General features: G+C 72.8%; 10 protein-coding genes, 1 tRNA gene and 1 pseudogene. 7 read left to right on the top strand and 5 right to left on the bottom strand.

Translation table 11 applies throughout. The features are described from left to right. Positions 1-41 precede the first annotated feature (41 nt). A complete protein-coding gene (locus tag ACIBJF_RS27110) occupies positions 42-1,487 on the bottom strand; it encodes a glyceraldehyde-3-phosphate dehydrogenase (protein ID WP_399177491.1) in 1,446 nt (481 codons plus the stop codon). 184 nt (positions 1,488-1,671) lie between these two features. Between ACIBJF_RS27110 and ACIBJF_RS27105 the strand changes: the two genes are divergently transcribed. Then, on the top strand, positions 1,672-2,877 hold the full coding sequence (locus tag ACIBJF_RS27105; RefSeq protein WP_399177489.1) for a hypothetical protein: 1,206 nt from the start codon (positions 1,672-1,674) through the stop codon (positions 2,875-2,877). A 216-nt stretch (positions 2,878-3,093) separates the two neighbouring features. Here ACIBJF_RS27105 and ACIBJF_RS27100 read toward each other — a convergent pair whose 3' ends face one another. Next, complete coding sequence (locus ACIBJF_RS27100; protein ID WP_399177487.1) at positions 3,094-3,408, bottom strand: hypothetical protein; 315 nt, start codon at positions 3,406-3,408, stop codon at positions 3,094-3,096. Positions 3,409-3,599: 191 nt separating this feature from the next. Between ACIBJF_RS27100 and ACIBJF_RS27095 the strand changes: the two genes are divergently transcribed. The 3 genes from ACIBJF_RS27095 (at position 3,600) to ACIBJF_RS27085 (ending at position 5,991) form a co-directional block, all read left to right on the top strand. Then, entirely contained in the window at positions 3,600-3,920 is a 321-nt protein-coding gene (locus tag ACIBJF_RS27095) for a hypothetical protein (RefSeq protein WP_399177486.1), read from the top strand. Positions 3,921-4,040: 120 nt separating this feature from the next. After that, positions 4,041-4,871 carry a PP2C family protein-serine/threonine phosphatase gene (locus ACIBJF_RS27090; RefSeq protein WP_356306145.1) on the top strand — a complete coding sequence of 277 codons (831 nt, stop codon included), beginning with the start codon at positions 4,041-4,043 and terminating at the stop codon, positions 4,869-4,871. A 106-nt stretch (positions 4,872-4,977) separates the two neighbouring features. Then, complete coding sequence (locus ACIBJF_RS27085) at positions 4,978-5,991, top strand: MASE1 domain-containing protein (protein WP_399177518.1); 1,014 nt, start codon at positions 4,978-4,980, stop codon at positions 5,989-5,991. Positions 5,992-6,004: 13 nt separating this feature from the next. Here the strand turns inward: ACIBJF_RS27085 and ACIBJF_RS27080 are convergent, their stop codons facing one another. Next, positions 6,005-6,391, bottom strand: a complete 387-nt coding sequence (locus ACIBJF_RS27080; protein WP_399177484.1) for a hypothetical protein — start codon at positions 6,389-6,391, stop codon at positions 6,005-6,007. Positions 6,392-6,522: 131 nt separating this feature from the next. Here ACIBJF_RS27080 and selA point away from each other — a divergent pair, with 131 nt between their 5' ends. After that, positions 6,523-7,980 carry an L-seryl-tRNA(Sec) selenium transferase gene (gene selA / locus ACIBJF_RS27075; protein ID WP_399177483.1) on the top strand — a complete coding sequence of 486 codons (1,458 nt, stop codon included), beginning with the start codon at positions 6,523-6,525 and terminating at the stop codon, positions 7,978-7,980. After that, positions 7,980-9,722: pseudogene (locus ACIBJF_RS27070) on the top strand (SelB C-terminal domain-containing protein); the annotation flags it as partial. The gene selA and the pseudogene ACIBJF_RS27070, both read left to right, overlap by 1 nt. 35 nt (positions 9,723-9,757) lie before the next feature. Here ACIBJF_RS27070 and ACIBJF_RS27065 read toward each other — a convergent pair. Then, a tRNA-Sec gene (locus ACIBJF_RS27065) sits at positions 9,758-9,850 on the bottom strand. A 37-nt stretch (positions 9,851-9,887) separates the two neighbouring features. Here ACIBJF_RS27065 and selD point away from each other — a divergent pair. Continuing rightward, positions 9,888-10,907 carry a selenide, water dikinase SelD gene (selD, locus tag ACIBJF_RS27060; RefSeq protein WP_399177481.1) on the top strand — a complete coding sequence of 340 codons (1,020 nt, stop codon included), beginning with the start codon at positions 9,888-9,890 and terminating at the stop codon, positions 10,905-10,907. Between the two features lie 5 nt (positions 10,908-10,912). Here selD and fdh read toward each other — a convergent pair whose 3' ends face one another. Continuing rightward, positions 10,913-14,173 carry a formate dehydrogenase gene (gene fdh / locus ACIBJF_RS27055; RefSeq protein ID WP_399177480.1) on the bottom strand — a complete coding sequence of 1,087 codons (3,261 nt, stop codon included), beginning with the start codon at positions 14,171-14,173 and terminating at the stop codon, positions 10,913-10,915. Positions 14,174-14,286: the final 113 nt, after the last annotated feature.

The raw sequence follows: 14,286 nt of genomic DNA, 5'->3' as shown, positions 1-14,286 counted from the left end.
AAGACCCCGGTCGGCGGCCGTACACGTGTCGGCGAAGGCGATCAGACCGCCGTCGCCGGGTACGTCGGGTACTCCACGCCCGACACGTGCTGGACGACCCGGACCACCTGGCAGGAGTAGCCGAACTCGTTGTCGTACCAGAGGTAGAGGATCGCGTTGTCGCCGTCGACCTTCAGGGCACCGGCGTCCACGATCGAGGCGTGGCGCGAGCCGATGAAGTCGCTGGAGACCGCGTCGGGCGCCGTGATGAAGTCGATCTGGCGCTTGAGCGGCGAGGTCAGCGACACCTCGCGCAGGTAGTCGTGGACCTCCTCGCGGGTGGTCTCGCGGGCCAGCTGCAGGTTGAGGATCGCGATCGACACGTCCGGCACGGGGACGCGGATCGAGCTGCCGCTGATCTTCGCCTTGAGGTCCGGCAGGGCCTTGGCGACGGCGGAGGCGGCACCGGTCTCGGTGATCACCATGTTGAGCGGCGCGGAGCGGCCACGGCGCTCGGACTTGTGGTAGTTGTCCAGCAGGTTCTGGTCGTTGGTGAACGAGTGGACGGTCTCCACGTGGCCGCGCAGCACACCGTACTCGTCGTCCATCGCCTTCAGCGGCGGGACGATGGCGTTGGTGGTGCAGGAGGCGCAGGACAGGATCTGCTCGTCCGGCTTGATGGTGTCGTGGTTGACGCCGTGCACGATGTTCGGCACGTCGCCCTTGCCCGGCGCGGTCAGCACGACCTTCTCGATGCCGGGGCGCAGGTGCTTGGACAGGCCCTCGCGGTCGCGCCACTTGCCGGTGTTGTCGATGAGGATGGCGTCCCGGATGCCGTACTCGGTGTAGTCCACGTGCGACGGGTCGTCGGCGTAGATCACCTTGATCTCGTTGCCGTTGGCGACGATCGTGCTGCTGTCCTCGTCGACCGTGATCGTGCCCTGGAACTGGCCGTGGATGGAGTCGCGGCGCAGCAGCGAGGCACGCTTGACGATGTCCTGGGCGCCGCCGCCGCGCACCACGATGGCGCGCAGGCGCAGGCCGTTGCCGGAGCCGGCCTTCTCGATCAGCAGGCGGGCGACGAGCCGGCCGATGCGGCCGAAGCCGTACAGGACGACGTCGCGCGGCTCACGCCGCTCGATCTTGTTGGCACCGGTGGCACCGGCGACGGCCTCGGCGGTGAACTCCGGCACGCTCAGGCCGCGTTCGTCGGCCTTGTACCGCGTGGCGAGCATGCCGAGGTCGATCTGGGAGGGCCCGAGGTCGAGGGTGGTGAGGGCCTGGAGGAACGGCATGGTCTCGGTGACCGAGAGCTCCTCGCCGGCGATCTGCCGGGCGAAGCGGTGCGTCTTGAGGATGCTGACCACCGACTTGTTCACCAGGGAGCGGCTGTGCAGCAGGACGGTCACGTCCCGCTCGCGGTGCAGCTTCCCGATGAGCGGGATCATCGACTCCGCGATCTCCTCGCGGATCTTCCAGTTGGTGAACGAGTCGTCGTTGACAGTCACGGATCCATCTTTCGAGCTAGGCAGCGCTCATATGGTAACCACACCCCTCACCTGCTCCTTCCGGGGGTGGCGGAGTAAGGGATTTGCACCCATTCCTTGACTGATTCCTGAATCAGGGTGGAAGTGCGTGAGAAACCCGAGTCGCGGATTGCCCGTCTTACCTGGCGTGCCCAAGGTCAACAGAGTGAGCACCTCCTCAGTACCGCGGCCCGAAGCGGCTGCCCCGTCCCGTCCTTTCCGTCCCCCGAACCTGCCGTGGATCGCCCGGCGCGGGATCCCCGAGGGGGCACTGCCGGCCCTCGCCCTGTTCGTGGCCGTGCGGCTCGCCGGGATCCTCATGGTGATCGTCACGAACGCCGTCAGGGGCCACTCGCTCGTCAGAAGCCTCGCCCACTCCTGGGACTCCCGCTGGTATCTGCACATCGCCGCCCAGGGCTACGGCCACAAGATCTGGATCACCCCGCAGGGCGCCGTCCAGAGCGACTGGGCGTTCTTCCCGCTGTACCCGGGGCTGATCAGGGCGCTGACCGTGCTGCCGTTCACCCCCGGCCAGGCCGCCCTGCTCATCGCCTGGACCGCCGCGGTGGTGGCTGCGTACGGCGTGTACGTCATCGGCCACCTCCTCTACGGCCGCGGGGTCGCCACCGCGCTGGTCGCCCTCTGGGCCGCCATGCCGCACTCCGTCGAGCTGACCATCGCCTACACCGAGTCGCTGTTCGCGGCCCTCGCCGTCTGGTCCCTGTACTGCGTGCTCAAGGGCCGCTGGCTGTGGGCCGGTGCGCTGGCCGCGCTGGCGGGCCTGTCCCGGCCGAGCGGTTTCGCGGTGGCGGTGGCCGTCTCCCTCGCCGCCGCCCACGAGGCGCTGCGCCGGCGCGGCCGGGTCCCGGTGAGCCTGTGGGCCGGTGCCGTGCTCGCCCCGCTGGGCTGGCTCGGGTATGTGCTGTGGGTGGGCAGCCAGACGGGGGACCTGCTCGGCGGCTACTTCAAGGTGCAGAGCGCCTGGGACTCGCGCTTCGACTTCGGTCTCGGCTCGGCACGCTTCCTCAAGGCCCTGCTGCTGCACGGCGGGGGCGCCGTCTATCCGGCGGCCCTGGTGATCGTCGCGGCCGGTGTGCTGCTGTTCGTGCTGCTGTGCCTGGAACGCGCCCCGCTGGCCCTGGTGGTCTTCGCCGGCGTCCTGATCCTGCTCGTGGTCGGCGGCTCGGGCTCCTTCTCCTCCAAGCCGCGGTTCCTGCTGCCCGCGTTCCCGCTGCTCATCCCCATGGCCCGGGCGCTGACCCGCGCCTGGCGGGTCCGGCCGGCCCACGTCGTGGTCGTCTACGGCGGCCTGACCGTCGTGTCCCTGCTGTTCGGCGGGTTCGTGACGGTGGTGGCCCGCTCCCCCTTGTGAGCCACCACCGCGCTCGCCGCTCCCGCTCACGTACGGCGCCCAGGGCGGCGGCGAGAGTCGAGCCCGCCGCCCGTCGAGGCGACGCCCGGGACCGTACCCAGGGCGGCGCCCACGTTCAGCTTCAGCGCCGTCGTCGCGCGCCCCGGACCCGGTCACGTCCGTGACCGGCGGTGAGAGGAAGGTAAGGGCGCAGAAGGCGGCACGGCGAGGCGGTGGTCAGCGCGGGTCGAAGACGACGCTGGCGAAGGGCGCGTCGATCGGCGCCGCCTTGCCCGGGGCCAGCCGCAGCGCCGACCCCTTGCACCTCTTCCGTGAGTAGACGACCAGCGGCTTCTTCGTCGCGTTGCCCGCTCCGCGCGCCTTCTGGGCCATGTCGAAGCACTTGTGCTCCGGCGGATTCTCGAGGGCGAACGTCTTGTTCTCGGGGCCCACCCAGAGGAACGTGCCGTCGGCGGCGAGGGCGGCTCCCGAGGTGGTCAGAGCGAGGGCGAGCCCGCCGAGAACGGCGACGAGCGGACGGCGCAGGCGCATGAAGACGGCCTTCCTGAGCGGTGACAGGGGGATGGCGGAGAAGCGGACCGTAGTCGCAGCCGTAATCCCCCACTCCGGCCCGGCGCCGCCTCGGCCCTGACACGGGCCCGTACGCCGTATGGCCGACGGACGGCGTTGTGCGAAGTGCCGTGAATCGGGGTAGGCGGGGGACGCCCGAGGAAAGGACCGTCATGACGACCTACGTGATCAGCGTTCCCGGCACCTTCACCGCGGACATCGGGACGGACACCCGGACCCGCCTGGCCAGGGCGCTCAGGCCCGCCGATCCGCACGGCACCCGGATGGGCAACGCCGAGGGCCTGGACGTGCTCCGTGTCAACGAGGACAACACCTTCACCCTCCGGCTGACCGTGGAGGCGGACACCGGCCAGCACGCCGAGCAGGAGGCCCGCCGACTCGCCGGCTCCGCCCTTCAGGACGCGGGACTGGACGAGCGGAGCGCGGCGCTGGGGCCCGCCGTGATCACCGGAATCGACTCCGAGGTGCGCTGACCGGGAGCCGTACCGCTGCCGCTCGCGGGGCGCGATCATCCGATATAGGTAAAATCTAGACGTTTGCCAAAAATTCAGGCGGCTGGTCGTCGGAGGCCACCGCCCCGCCGGAAGTGATCGATGCCCCGCAAGCGCTCCACGGACGAAGGCGATGAGCTGCTGGCCAGACTCGGCTCGCTCACCGCGCAGGCACGAGAGCGCGCGGAACAGCAGCGCACCCAGGTCGAGCTGGCCATCGCCCTGCAGCGCGGCATGCTGCCCCGTGACCTGCCCACCGCACCGGGTCTGCACCTCGCCGTCCGCTACACACCGGCCAACCTCGGTCTGAACGTGGGCGGCGACTGGTACGACGCCTTCGCCCTGCCCGACGGGCGGATCGGGCTGGCCATCGGCGACGTCCAGGGGCACAACATCGAGGCCGCCGCGTTCATGGGCCAGGTGCGGGCCGGGCTCCGCGCCCTCGCCTCCGTGACCGGCGAGCCGGGCGAACTCCTCGCCCGCACCAACGACCTGCTGCTGGCGCTGGGCACCGACCTGTTCGCCACCTGCACCTTCATGCGCCTCGACCCGGCCAGCGGAGTGCTGGAGAGCGCACGGGCGGGCCACATCCCGTTCGTGTGGGCCACGGCGGACGGCAAGTCCGGCGTCGTCGACGACGAGGGCGGGCCGCCGCTCGGCATCGACAAGGGCATGGAGTTCCCGGTGAGCAGGCACCGGCTCACCACGGGCGGCGTGTTCGTGCTGCTCACCGACGGCGTGGTGGAGGGCCCCTCGCTGAACATCGAGGACGGCCTCGACCAGGTGGTCCGCCTCGCCGGCATCGCCGCCGTCGCCGGCCTGGAGGCCCACGCCCTGGCCGCCGCCGCGATCAAGGGCGCCGAGAGCGTCGGCCACGAGGACGACGCGGCCGTCCTCGTCGTGGGCCTGGACGGCCCCGGACACCACCCCTGACCGGCACGGCCGGCCACACGCGAACCGCGCGGTGATTCAGCCATAGGGCCGGACCGCACCCGCTCTCGCCTCGCCGACCCGGGGCCCTCGGTGTGAGATGGCAGCTGTGGTGGGTATCGACGATCTGCGCCGGCCGGGCGGCTACGCCGTCCAGGTGCTGGCCGTCGCGGCCGGCTACTACGCCGCGGCCCGGCTCGGACTCATGCGCGAACTCTCCGTCGAGGGCGCCGTCGTCACCCCCATCTGGCCGCCGACCGGCGTCGCCGTCGCCGCCCTGATGATCCTCGGCCTCGGCTGCTGGCCCGGCATCACGATCGGCGCCCTGTTCGCCGTGATGTCCCTGACCACGCCCCGCATCGAGGTGCTCGGCACCCTCGCGGGCCAGACCGGCGCGCCCGTGTGCGCGGCGCTCCTGCTGCGCCGGGCCCGCTTCCACACCGATCTCGGCCGGTTACGGGACGGGGTCGCCCTGGTGTTCCTGGGCGCGCTGACCGCCATGCTGATCAGCGCGACCATCGGCGCCGGACTCCTGGTCCTCATGGACAAGCTGAACGCGGACACCTTCTGGCCCGTCTGGCTGGCCTGGTGGGTGGGCGACGCCATGGGCGTGCTGCTCGTCACCCCGTTGCTGCTGTTGCTGCACGGCGCGCGCTGGCCGCCGCGCCTGGGCCGCTGGAAGGAGGTGACCGCGCTGGCCGTCGTCACCTTCGTCGTCGTGCCCGTGGCCGTCTACAGCTCGATCAGCGTGCTCTACCTCGTGTACCCGCTCATCATCTGGGCCGCCCTGCGTTTCCAGCTCGCGGGCAGCGTGCTGTGCGCGCTGCTGATGTCCGTGCTGGCCACGGTCGCGGCGACGGACCGTGCCGGGGCCTTCGCGGGGCTGAGCCAGATCGAGATCATGGCGAAGCTCCAGGCGTTCAACGGCGCGATGGCCCTGACCGCGCTGCTGCTGTCCGCCCTGATCACCGAGCAGCGCAACACCCGGAGCTCGGTGGAGCGGGCCTGCCAGGAACTGGTCGAGGTCCTGGAACACCTCACCGCGGGCGAGGCCCCACGACCCCGGGCACAGCCGGACACCGAGGGCGCGGACGGCCGGCCCGGGCCGGCCGCACCCCCCTGATGCCGGTTCCGGTTCACCGGTCGGACCGGTTCACCGGCCCCTCGTCGTCGCTGCCCGGCTCCGCAGCGCCCTTGCGTGCTCTGACGTCCCGCGGAGTGGGGGTCGGCGGGTGTGCGGCGCCGGTGGCGCCGGGCTGACCTCCGCCGGTGGTGCCGTAGCCGCCCGGAATGCCTGGTGGCATGTCCGCGGCGGCCTCGGCCTCGCTGACATGGCGCCGGGCCCTGACCCCGGCCCGGCGCTCCGGGTACGGGTACTCGAACGGCTCGGCGGAGGCACGCTCGCGCTCCGCCTCACGCTGCCGGCGTGCGGCCTGCTCGGCGGCCGTCGCGCTCTCACCCCGCCGGCCGCGGTCCTCGCCGTGCGTACGGTCGTCGTCGTGCATGCGGTCCTTGTCCTTCATGCGGCGCCGAGTACCCGGGCGGTGGCGGGCGCCAACACCCTCCCGGCGTGTCGAACCGCCGGTCCGGGGCACTGGGAGACGATGGGCGGAGCCCGGACGGGCCCGGGCCGGACGGGAGGGACAGGGACGGCATGGAGCAGCGGACGGCGAGCGCTTGGGAGCGGCGCCCCGGAGCGGCCGGGCCCGGCTCCATCCACGCGGAACCGCGCGACGACACGGCCGTACGGCCACAGGACCACTCGGTGCGGCCACCGGACGACACCGTACGGCCACCCGAGGACACCGACGCCCGCCGCCGTATCCCGCGCACCGACCACCTGCTGCGCGACCCCCGGTTGTCGGCGGCGGTGGACCGGCTCGGTGCCGGTGTGGTGAAGGCCGCGGTACGCGCGGCGCAGGAACGGGCCCGGGAGGGTGGCATCCCGCCCGAACAGGTGCCCGAGGCGGCCGTGGCCCTGCTGCCCGGCACCGCGAGCGGACTGCGCCCGGTGATCAACGCCACCGGGGTGCTGCTGCACACCAACCTCGGCCGGGCCCCGCTGTCGGCCACCGCCCGGCAGGCCGTCCAGGAGGCCGTAGGGCCCACGGACGTCGAACTGGACCTGGCGACCGGGGTACGGGCCCGCCGCGGCCGTTCCGCTCTCGCCGCCCTGCACGCGCGCGTGCCGTCCGCCGGGGCCGCGCACGTCGTCAACAACGGCGCCGCCGCCCTCCTGCTCGCCGCCACCGCCCTCGCGGCCGGCAGGGAGATCGTCGTCAGCCGGGGCGAGATGGTGGAGATCGGCGACGGCTTCCGGCTGCCCGACCTGCTCGTCTCGACCGGCGCCCGGCTCCGCGAGGTCGGCACGACCAACCGCACGACCGCGGCCGACTACGCCGCCGTGCTCGGCCCGGACACCGGGTTCGTGCTCAAGGTGCATCCGTCCAACTTCCGTATCACCGGCTTCACCCGGTCCGCCGAGACCGCGGAACTCACCGGTCTCGGCGTCCCGGTCGTCGTCGACATCGGCTCCGGACTGCTCGCCCCGCATCCGGCGCTGCCCGAGGAACCCGACGCCGACACCGAACTCCGCGCGGGGGCCGCCCTCGTCACCGCGAGCGGCGACAAGCTCCTCGGCGGCCCCCAGTGCGGACTGCTGCTGGGCGAGAAGGACCTGGTCCGCGCCCTCGCCCGGCACCCGCTGGCCCGCGCCCTGCGCGTCGACAAGCTGACCCTGGCCGCCCTGGAGGCCACCGTCACCGGCCCGCCCACCCCGACCGCCCTCGCCCTCACCGCCGACCCGGCCGGCCTGCGCGCCCGCGCCGACCGGCTCGCCGGCACTCTGGCCGCCGACGGCATCGACGTACGGGCCGTCGCCTCCGCCGCCACCGTCGGCGGCGGAGGCGCCCCCGGAGTCACCCTGCCCAGCGCGGCGCTCTCCCTGCCCGAGCTGTACGCCGCCGCGCTGCGCACCGGCGCGGTCCCCGTCGTCGGACGGCTGGAGGGGGGCCGCTGCCTGCTGGATCTGCGCGCGGTGCCCGAGCAGGACGACGCACGGCTGGCCGATGCCGTGCGCAGCGCCCGGTCGGCCGAGGAGCGGCGGACGTGATGCGGGTCCTCGCCACCGCCGGCCATGTCGACCACGGCAAGTCCGCCCTGGTACGGGCTCTCACCGGCATGGAGCCTGACCGCTACGAGGAGGAGCGTCGCCGGGGGCTGACCCTGGACCTGGGCTTCGTGTGGACGCGGCTCGGGCCGGACGGGGACCACCTCGCCTTCGTCGACGTGCCCGGGCACGAACGCTTCGTGCCGACCATGCTGGCCGGAGTGGGACCGGTGCCCGCCGTGCTGTTCGTGGTCGCCGCCGACCAGGGCTGGCAGCCCCAGTCGGAGGAGCACCTCGCCGTCCTCGACGCGCTCGGCGTCCGGCACGCCGTCCTCGCCGTGACCCGTAGCGACCTCGCCGACCCCGAAGCCGTACGCGTCGACGCCGTCGAGCGGCTGGCCCGGACCTGTCTCGGCAAGGTCCCCGCGGTCGCGGTGAGCGCGGTCACCGGCGCGGGACTGGACGAGCTGCGCGATGAACTCGCCCGGATGGCAGGTGAGTTGACCGACCCCGACCCGGACGCCGACGTACGGCTGTGGCTCGACCGTGCCTTCACCGTGCGGGGACACGGCACCGTGGTGACCGGCACCCTCGGCGCGGGCACCCTGCGCGTCGGCGACCGGCTCGTCACCGGGGACGGCTCGGCCGTGCTCCGGGTGCGCGGGCTGCAGACCCTGCACGAGGAGCGGACGGCGGTCGGCGGGGTGGCCCGGGTGGCGGTCAACGTGCACGGCCGGGGCGCCGACGGACTGCGCCGGGGACAGGTGCTGCTGACCCCGGGCCGCTGGCTGAGCAGCGAGGTGCTCGACGTACGGCTCACCGGCACGCCGGCCCAGGACTTGCCCCGCTCGGTCACCCTGCACATCGGCACCGCCGCCGTGCCGGTGACCGTCCGCCCGCTCGGCGAGGACACCGCCCGGCTCGCCCTCGCCCGGGGCCTGCCGCTGCGGGTCGGCGACCGCGCGGTGCTGCGCGAACCGGGCGGCGGCCGGATGCCCTGCGCCGCCACCGTCCTCGACGTGCGGCCGCCCCGGCTGACCCGGCGCGGTGCCGGGAGGGCCCGAGCCGCCGAACTCGCCGCCCTGACCGGCCGCCCCGACGGCGCCGCCGAACTGCGCCGCCGCGGACTGATCCGGCGCGCCGACCTGCTGGCGATGGGCTTCCCGGCCCCCGCCGAACCCGTCGCGCGGGATTGGCTGGCGGACGGCACGTACTGGACCGCCCTCAAGGACCGGCTGGCCCGCGAGGTGGAGCGGCATGCGAAGGAACACCCGCTGGAGCCGGGCCTGCCCGCCGAGGCGGCCCGCCGGTTGCTCGGTCTCCCGGACCGGGCCCTCGTCGACGCCCTGGCCGACGCCACGCCCCGAGTCCGAAGCGGGCAAGGGCGGTTGTATCCCGCCGGCGACCACCGCCCCGGCCTGCCCCCGCCCGTACGCGCCGCCGTGGACGCCGTGCGCGAGGACCTCGCCCGTACGCCGTTCCGCGCCCCCGAGGCCGGCCGGCTCGCCGAACTCGGTCTGGACCGCAAGGCGTTGGCCGCCGCCGTCACGGCCGGTGCGCTGCTGCGGATCGCCGACGGGGTCGTACTGCTGCCCGGAGCCGACGCCGAGGCCGTCGCCGTGCTGCGCACCCTGCCCCAGCCGTTCACGCTTCAAGAGGCCCGGCGCGCGCTGGACACCACCCGGCGGGTCGCCGTACCCCTGCTGGAGTTCCTGGACGCCCGGGGCCACACCGAGCGCGTCGACGACCAGCGTCGGCGCTGCCGTACGGACGCGGTGAACGGAGGCGGACGGGAATCGAACCCGCCGGCCCGAGATCCTCGGGCCCCTCGGTTTTGAAGACCGGGAGGGCCACCAGGCACCCACACGCCTCCACCGCTCGTCAGGCTACTGCCCCAGGAGACCGCCGTCATGACATCGACATCCCCGCCGATCCACCCGGCGCCCGTCCGGCTCACCCAGTACGCGCACGGCGGCGGCTGCGCCTGCAAGATCCCGCCCGGAGAGCTGGAGGAGGTGGTCGCCGGGCTCACCGTGCCGCAACTCGCAGGGGGCGACACGCCGCTGCTCGTCGGGCTCTCCACCGGCGACGACGCCGCGGTGGTCACCCACCGGGGCACCGCCGTCGTCTGCACGGCCGACTTCTTCACCCCGGTCGTGGACGACCCCTACGACTGGGGACGCATCGCCGCCGCCAACGCGCTGTCCGACGTGTACGCGATGGGCGGCCGGCCGGTGCTCGCCGTGAACCTGCTGGCCTGGCCGCGCGACCGGCTCCCCTTCGACCTGGCGCGCGAGGTGCTGCGCGGCGGCCTGGACATCGCCACCGAGGCGGGCTGCCATGTCGGCGGTGGGCACAGTGTCGACGACCCGGAACCCAAGTACGGCATGGCCGTCACCGGCCTCGCCGACCCCGAGCGGCTGCTGCGCAACGACGCCGGCCGGCCCGGGCTGCCGCTGTCGCTGACCAAGCCGCTCGGCGTGGGCGTGCTGAACAACCGGCACAAGGTCACCGGCGAGCGGTTCGAGCAGGCTGTCGCCACGATGACGGCGCTCAACCGGGACGCCGCCGAGGCCGCCCTCGCGGCCGGGGCCGGCTGTGCCACCGACGTGACCGGGTTCGGTTTCCTCGGCCATCTGCACAAGCTGGCACGGGCCTCGGGCGTGACCGCCGTGGTCGACACCGCCGCCGTCCCGTACCTGGACGGGGCCCGGGAGGCCGTCCGGGACGGGTACGTCAGCGGCGGCACCCGGCGCAACCTCGAATGGGTCGCCCCGCACACCGACTTCGGGGACGCCGACGCCGACACCCGGCTGCTGCTGGCCGACGCCCAGACCTCCGGCGGGCTGCTCGTCGCGGGCGAGGTGCCCGGGGCGCCGGTGGTGGGGGAGCTGGTGCCGCGCGGATCCCACTCGATCGTCCTGCGATAGGGCGGCTACGGCTCCGTTCCCGTGTGCTCGTCGATGCCCGCCCAGGCCCGGTAGGCCCGCACCAGCTCCACCGACGCCGGCCCCCGGGGCCGGCGGCCCGGGCGGATGTCCACGGCGAACGCCTTCGACTCCTGGATGTGCGTGTTCGGGTCCAGGGACAGATGCAGCAGCTCGTTGGCCGCGTCCCCGGTGCTGTAGCCGTTGGGGCCCCAGTGGTAGGGCAGCCCCACCTGGTGCAGCCTGCGGCCCTGCACCGTCAGCGGAGCCATCCGGTCCGTCACCAGCACCCGCGCCTCGATCACCGCGCGAGCGCTGACGATCGTCGCCCACCCCGTGTGCTCCAGACCCCGCTCCGCCGCGAGCTCCGGGGAGACCTCGCAGAAGAACTCCGGTTGCAGCTCGGCCAGATACGGCTGCCAGCGGGACATGCCGCCCGCCGTGTGATGCTCGGTGAGCCGGTAGGTGGTGGCCACGTACGGGAACACCTCGGAGCCGGGCTCGTCACCGCTCGGCTGGTAGCGGTTGTCGGGAATCGTGGGCATCAACTGCCGCACCGGATTGCGCTGTTGGTCGTAGAGCAGGTTCGCGAACGGCGAGTCCTGCGGCTCGTAGTGGGCCGGCAGCGGGCCGTCGGTGAGCCCGGAGGGCACATACAGCCAGGCCTTGCCGTCGGCCTGCATGATGAACGGGTCCCGGCCGGTCAGCGCTTCCGGGCCGGTCGCGTCCTCGGGCGGCTTGTGATCGGGCGACTTGTCCTTCTTGAAGTCCGGTACGTCGTGCCCCGACCACTCGCCCTTCTCCGGGTCCCACCACACCAGCGCCTTCCGCTCGCTCCAGGGCCTGCCCTGCGGGTCGGCGGAGGCGCGGTTGTAGAGGATCCGCCGGTTGGCGGGCCAGGCCCACGCCCACTCCGCGGCCACCCAGTCCTGCTCCCGGCCGGGCTTGCGGCGGGCGGACTGGTTGACGCCGTCGGCGCGGACACCGCAGTAGATCCAGCAGCCGCAGGACGTCGAGCCGTCCGGCTTCAGCTGCTCGTAGGAGGACAGCGGACTGCCCTCCGCGTCACGGCCGTTGATCTCGGCGAGGACGGCCTCCGCGTCCGGTTCGGCGAGCCGGCCCTTCGTCGGATAGTCCCAGGCCAGGTCGAGCACCGGCCGGTCCATCTCCTCGGCGGACCCGGCGAGCTTCTCCCGGATGATCCGCCCCAGGTGGTAGGTGAACCACAGATCGCTGCGCGCCTCGCCGGGCGGCTCGACCGCCTGGTGGTGCCACTGCAGCAGCCGCTGGGTGTTGGTGAAACTTCCGTCCTTCTCGGTGTGCGCGGCGGCCGGCAGGAAGAACACCTCGGTGCGGATGTCCTCGGTGCGCAGCTCACCGGTCTCGATCTCGGGCCCGTCCTTCCACCAGGTCGCCGACTCGATCAGCGAGAAGTCCCGGACGACCAGCCAGTCCAGGTTCGCCATGCCGAGCCGCATCACCTTGGAGTCGGCGTTGCCCACCGCCGGGTTCTCGCCGTACAGGAAGTAGCCCTTGCAGGTGCCCTCCAGCTGCGCCATGGCCGTCTCGTACGCCGAGTGGCTGCCGGTCAACCGGGGGAGGTAGTCGAAGCAGAAGTCGTTGTCCGCCGTGGCCGCGTCGCCCCAGTAGGCCTTGAGCAGACTCACCAGGTACGAGCGCATGTTGCCCCAGTAGCCCTTGTGGGCCGCCTCCGCCTGCACGAAGGCGTCCAGGTCCTGGTTCTGGTGGGCGTGTGGCATCGGGATGTAGCCCGGCAGCAGGTTGAACAGGGTCGGGATGTCCGTGGAGCCCTGGATGGAGGCGTGTCCGCGCAGGGCCAGGATGCCGCCGCCCGGACGGCCGATGTTGCCGAGCAGGGTCTGCAGGACGCAGGCCGCCCGGATGTACTGCACGCCCACCGTGTGCTGGGTCCAGCCGACCGCGTACGCGAACGCCGTCGTCCGGTCGCGGCCGGAGTTCTCCGTGACGAGCTCGCACACCTGACGGAACAGATCCTGGGGCACCCCGCAGACCTGTTCGACCATCTCCGGTGTGTAGCGGGCGTAGTGCCGCTTGAGCACCTGGAAGACGCAGCGCGGATGGGTCAGCGTCTCGTCGCGCTCGGGCTCCCCCTCGGGGATCACCGCGCCGCCGGCCCCGTGCGCCTCGCCGCGTGCCGCCTCCGTCACCGAACTGCCGCCGCGGGTGCGCTTCTCGTACTCCTGGTCGCGCTCGCCGGAGGCCGCCTGGATCTCGATCCCCTCGTACTGCCAACTGCCGTTGTCGTAGGAGCGGTTCGCGGCGTCCAGGCCGGAGAAGACACCCGCCAGGTCCTCGGTGTCGCCGAAGTCCTCCCGGAGGATCACCGGGGCGTTGCTGTAGGCCACGATGTAGTCGCGGAAGTACTTCTCGTGCTCCAGCACGTAGTTGATGATCCCGCCGAGGAAGGCGATGTCCGTGCCCGCGCGCAGCGGCACATGCACATCGGCCAGTGCGCTGGTGCGGGTGAACCGCGGATCGACGTGGATCAGCTTCGCGCCCCGCGCCTTGGCCTCCATCACCCACTGGAACCCGACCGGATGGCACTCGGCCATGTTCGAGCCCTCGATGACGATGCAGTCCGCGTTCTGCAGGTCCTGCTGGAAGGTGGTCGCGCCGCCGCGTCCGAACGAGGTTCCCAGACTGGGAACGGTGGAGGAGTGTCAAACGCGCGCCTGGTTCTCGATCTGGATCGCTCCGAGCGCCGTGAACAACTTCTTGATCAGGTAGTTCTCTTCGTTGTCGAGCGTGGCCCCACCGAGGCTCGCGATGCCGAGAGTGCGACGGGTGCGGGTCTCGTCGACCTCCCACTGCCAGCCCGCCCGGCGCGCCTCGATCACCCGGTCGGCGATCATGTCCATCGCGGTGCCGAGGTCGAGGCGCTCCCACTCGGTGCCGTGCGGGCGCCGGTAGAGGACCTGGTGCTCGCGGGCGTCCCCGGTGGTCAGCTGCAGGCTCGCCGCGCCCTTGGGGCACAGCCGGCCACGCGAGATCGGGGAGTCCGGGTCGCCCTCGATCTGGGTGACCTTCCCGTCCTGGACGTACACGTTCTGGCCGCAGCCCACCGCGCAGTACGGGCAGACGGACTTCACCACCCGGTCGGCCGTGGCCACCCGGGGCTGAAGCCGCTCGCTGTGCCCGCTCTTCGCCGCGGCGCCCCGGCCCAGTGGGTCGGTGCCCTTCAGCTGGCGGTAGACCGGCCAGGAGTCGATCCAGGTGCGTACGCCCACAGCCACTCCTTCCGCTCGGTGCCTCGCCGGCCCCTCGATCTTCCCGCATGTGCGCGGCCCCGGCATCTCTCGCGCCGGTGGGCGGCGGAGTACCCCCGGCCGGGCGGGGCCAA

The organism is Streptomyces sp. NPDC050743, assembly GCF_044456925.1.
GTDB lineage: Bacteria > Actinomycetota > Actinomycetes > Streptomycetales > Streptomycetaceae > Streptomyces.
Note: the sequence above shows the minus strand (reverse complement) of the source record. Positions and strands in the feature narration are given on the sequence as shown.

Bases quoted from the DNA above. Each gene is read 5' to 3' on its own strand.
- ACIBJF_RS27090 (WP_356306145.1), top strand. From the start codon at position 4,041: ATGCCCCGCAAGCGCTCCACGGACGAAGGCGATGAGCTGCTGGCCAGA.
- ACIBJF_RS27100 (WP_399177487.1), bottom strand. From the start codon at position 3,408: ATGCGCCTGCGCCGTCCGCTCGTCGCCGTTCTCGGCGGGCTCGCCCTC.
- selA (WP_399177483.1), top strand. From the start codon at position 6,523: ATGGAGCAGCGGACGGCGAGCGCTTGGGAGCGGCGCCCCGGAGCGGCC.
- ACIBJF_RS27095 (WP_399177486.1), top strand. From the start codon at position 3,600: ATGACGACCTACGTGATCAGCGTTCCCGGCACCTTCACCGCGGACATC.
- ACIBJF_RS27080 (WP_399177484.1), bottom strand. From the start codon at position 6,391: ATGAAGGACAAGGACCGCATGCACGACGACGACCGTACGCACGGCGAG.
- selD (WP_399177481.1), top strand. From the start codon at position 9,888: ATGACATCGACATCCCCGCCGATCCACCCGGCGCCCGTCCGGCTCACC.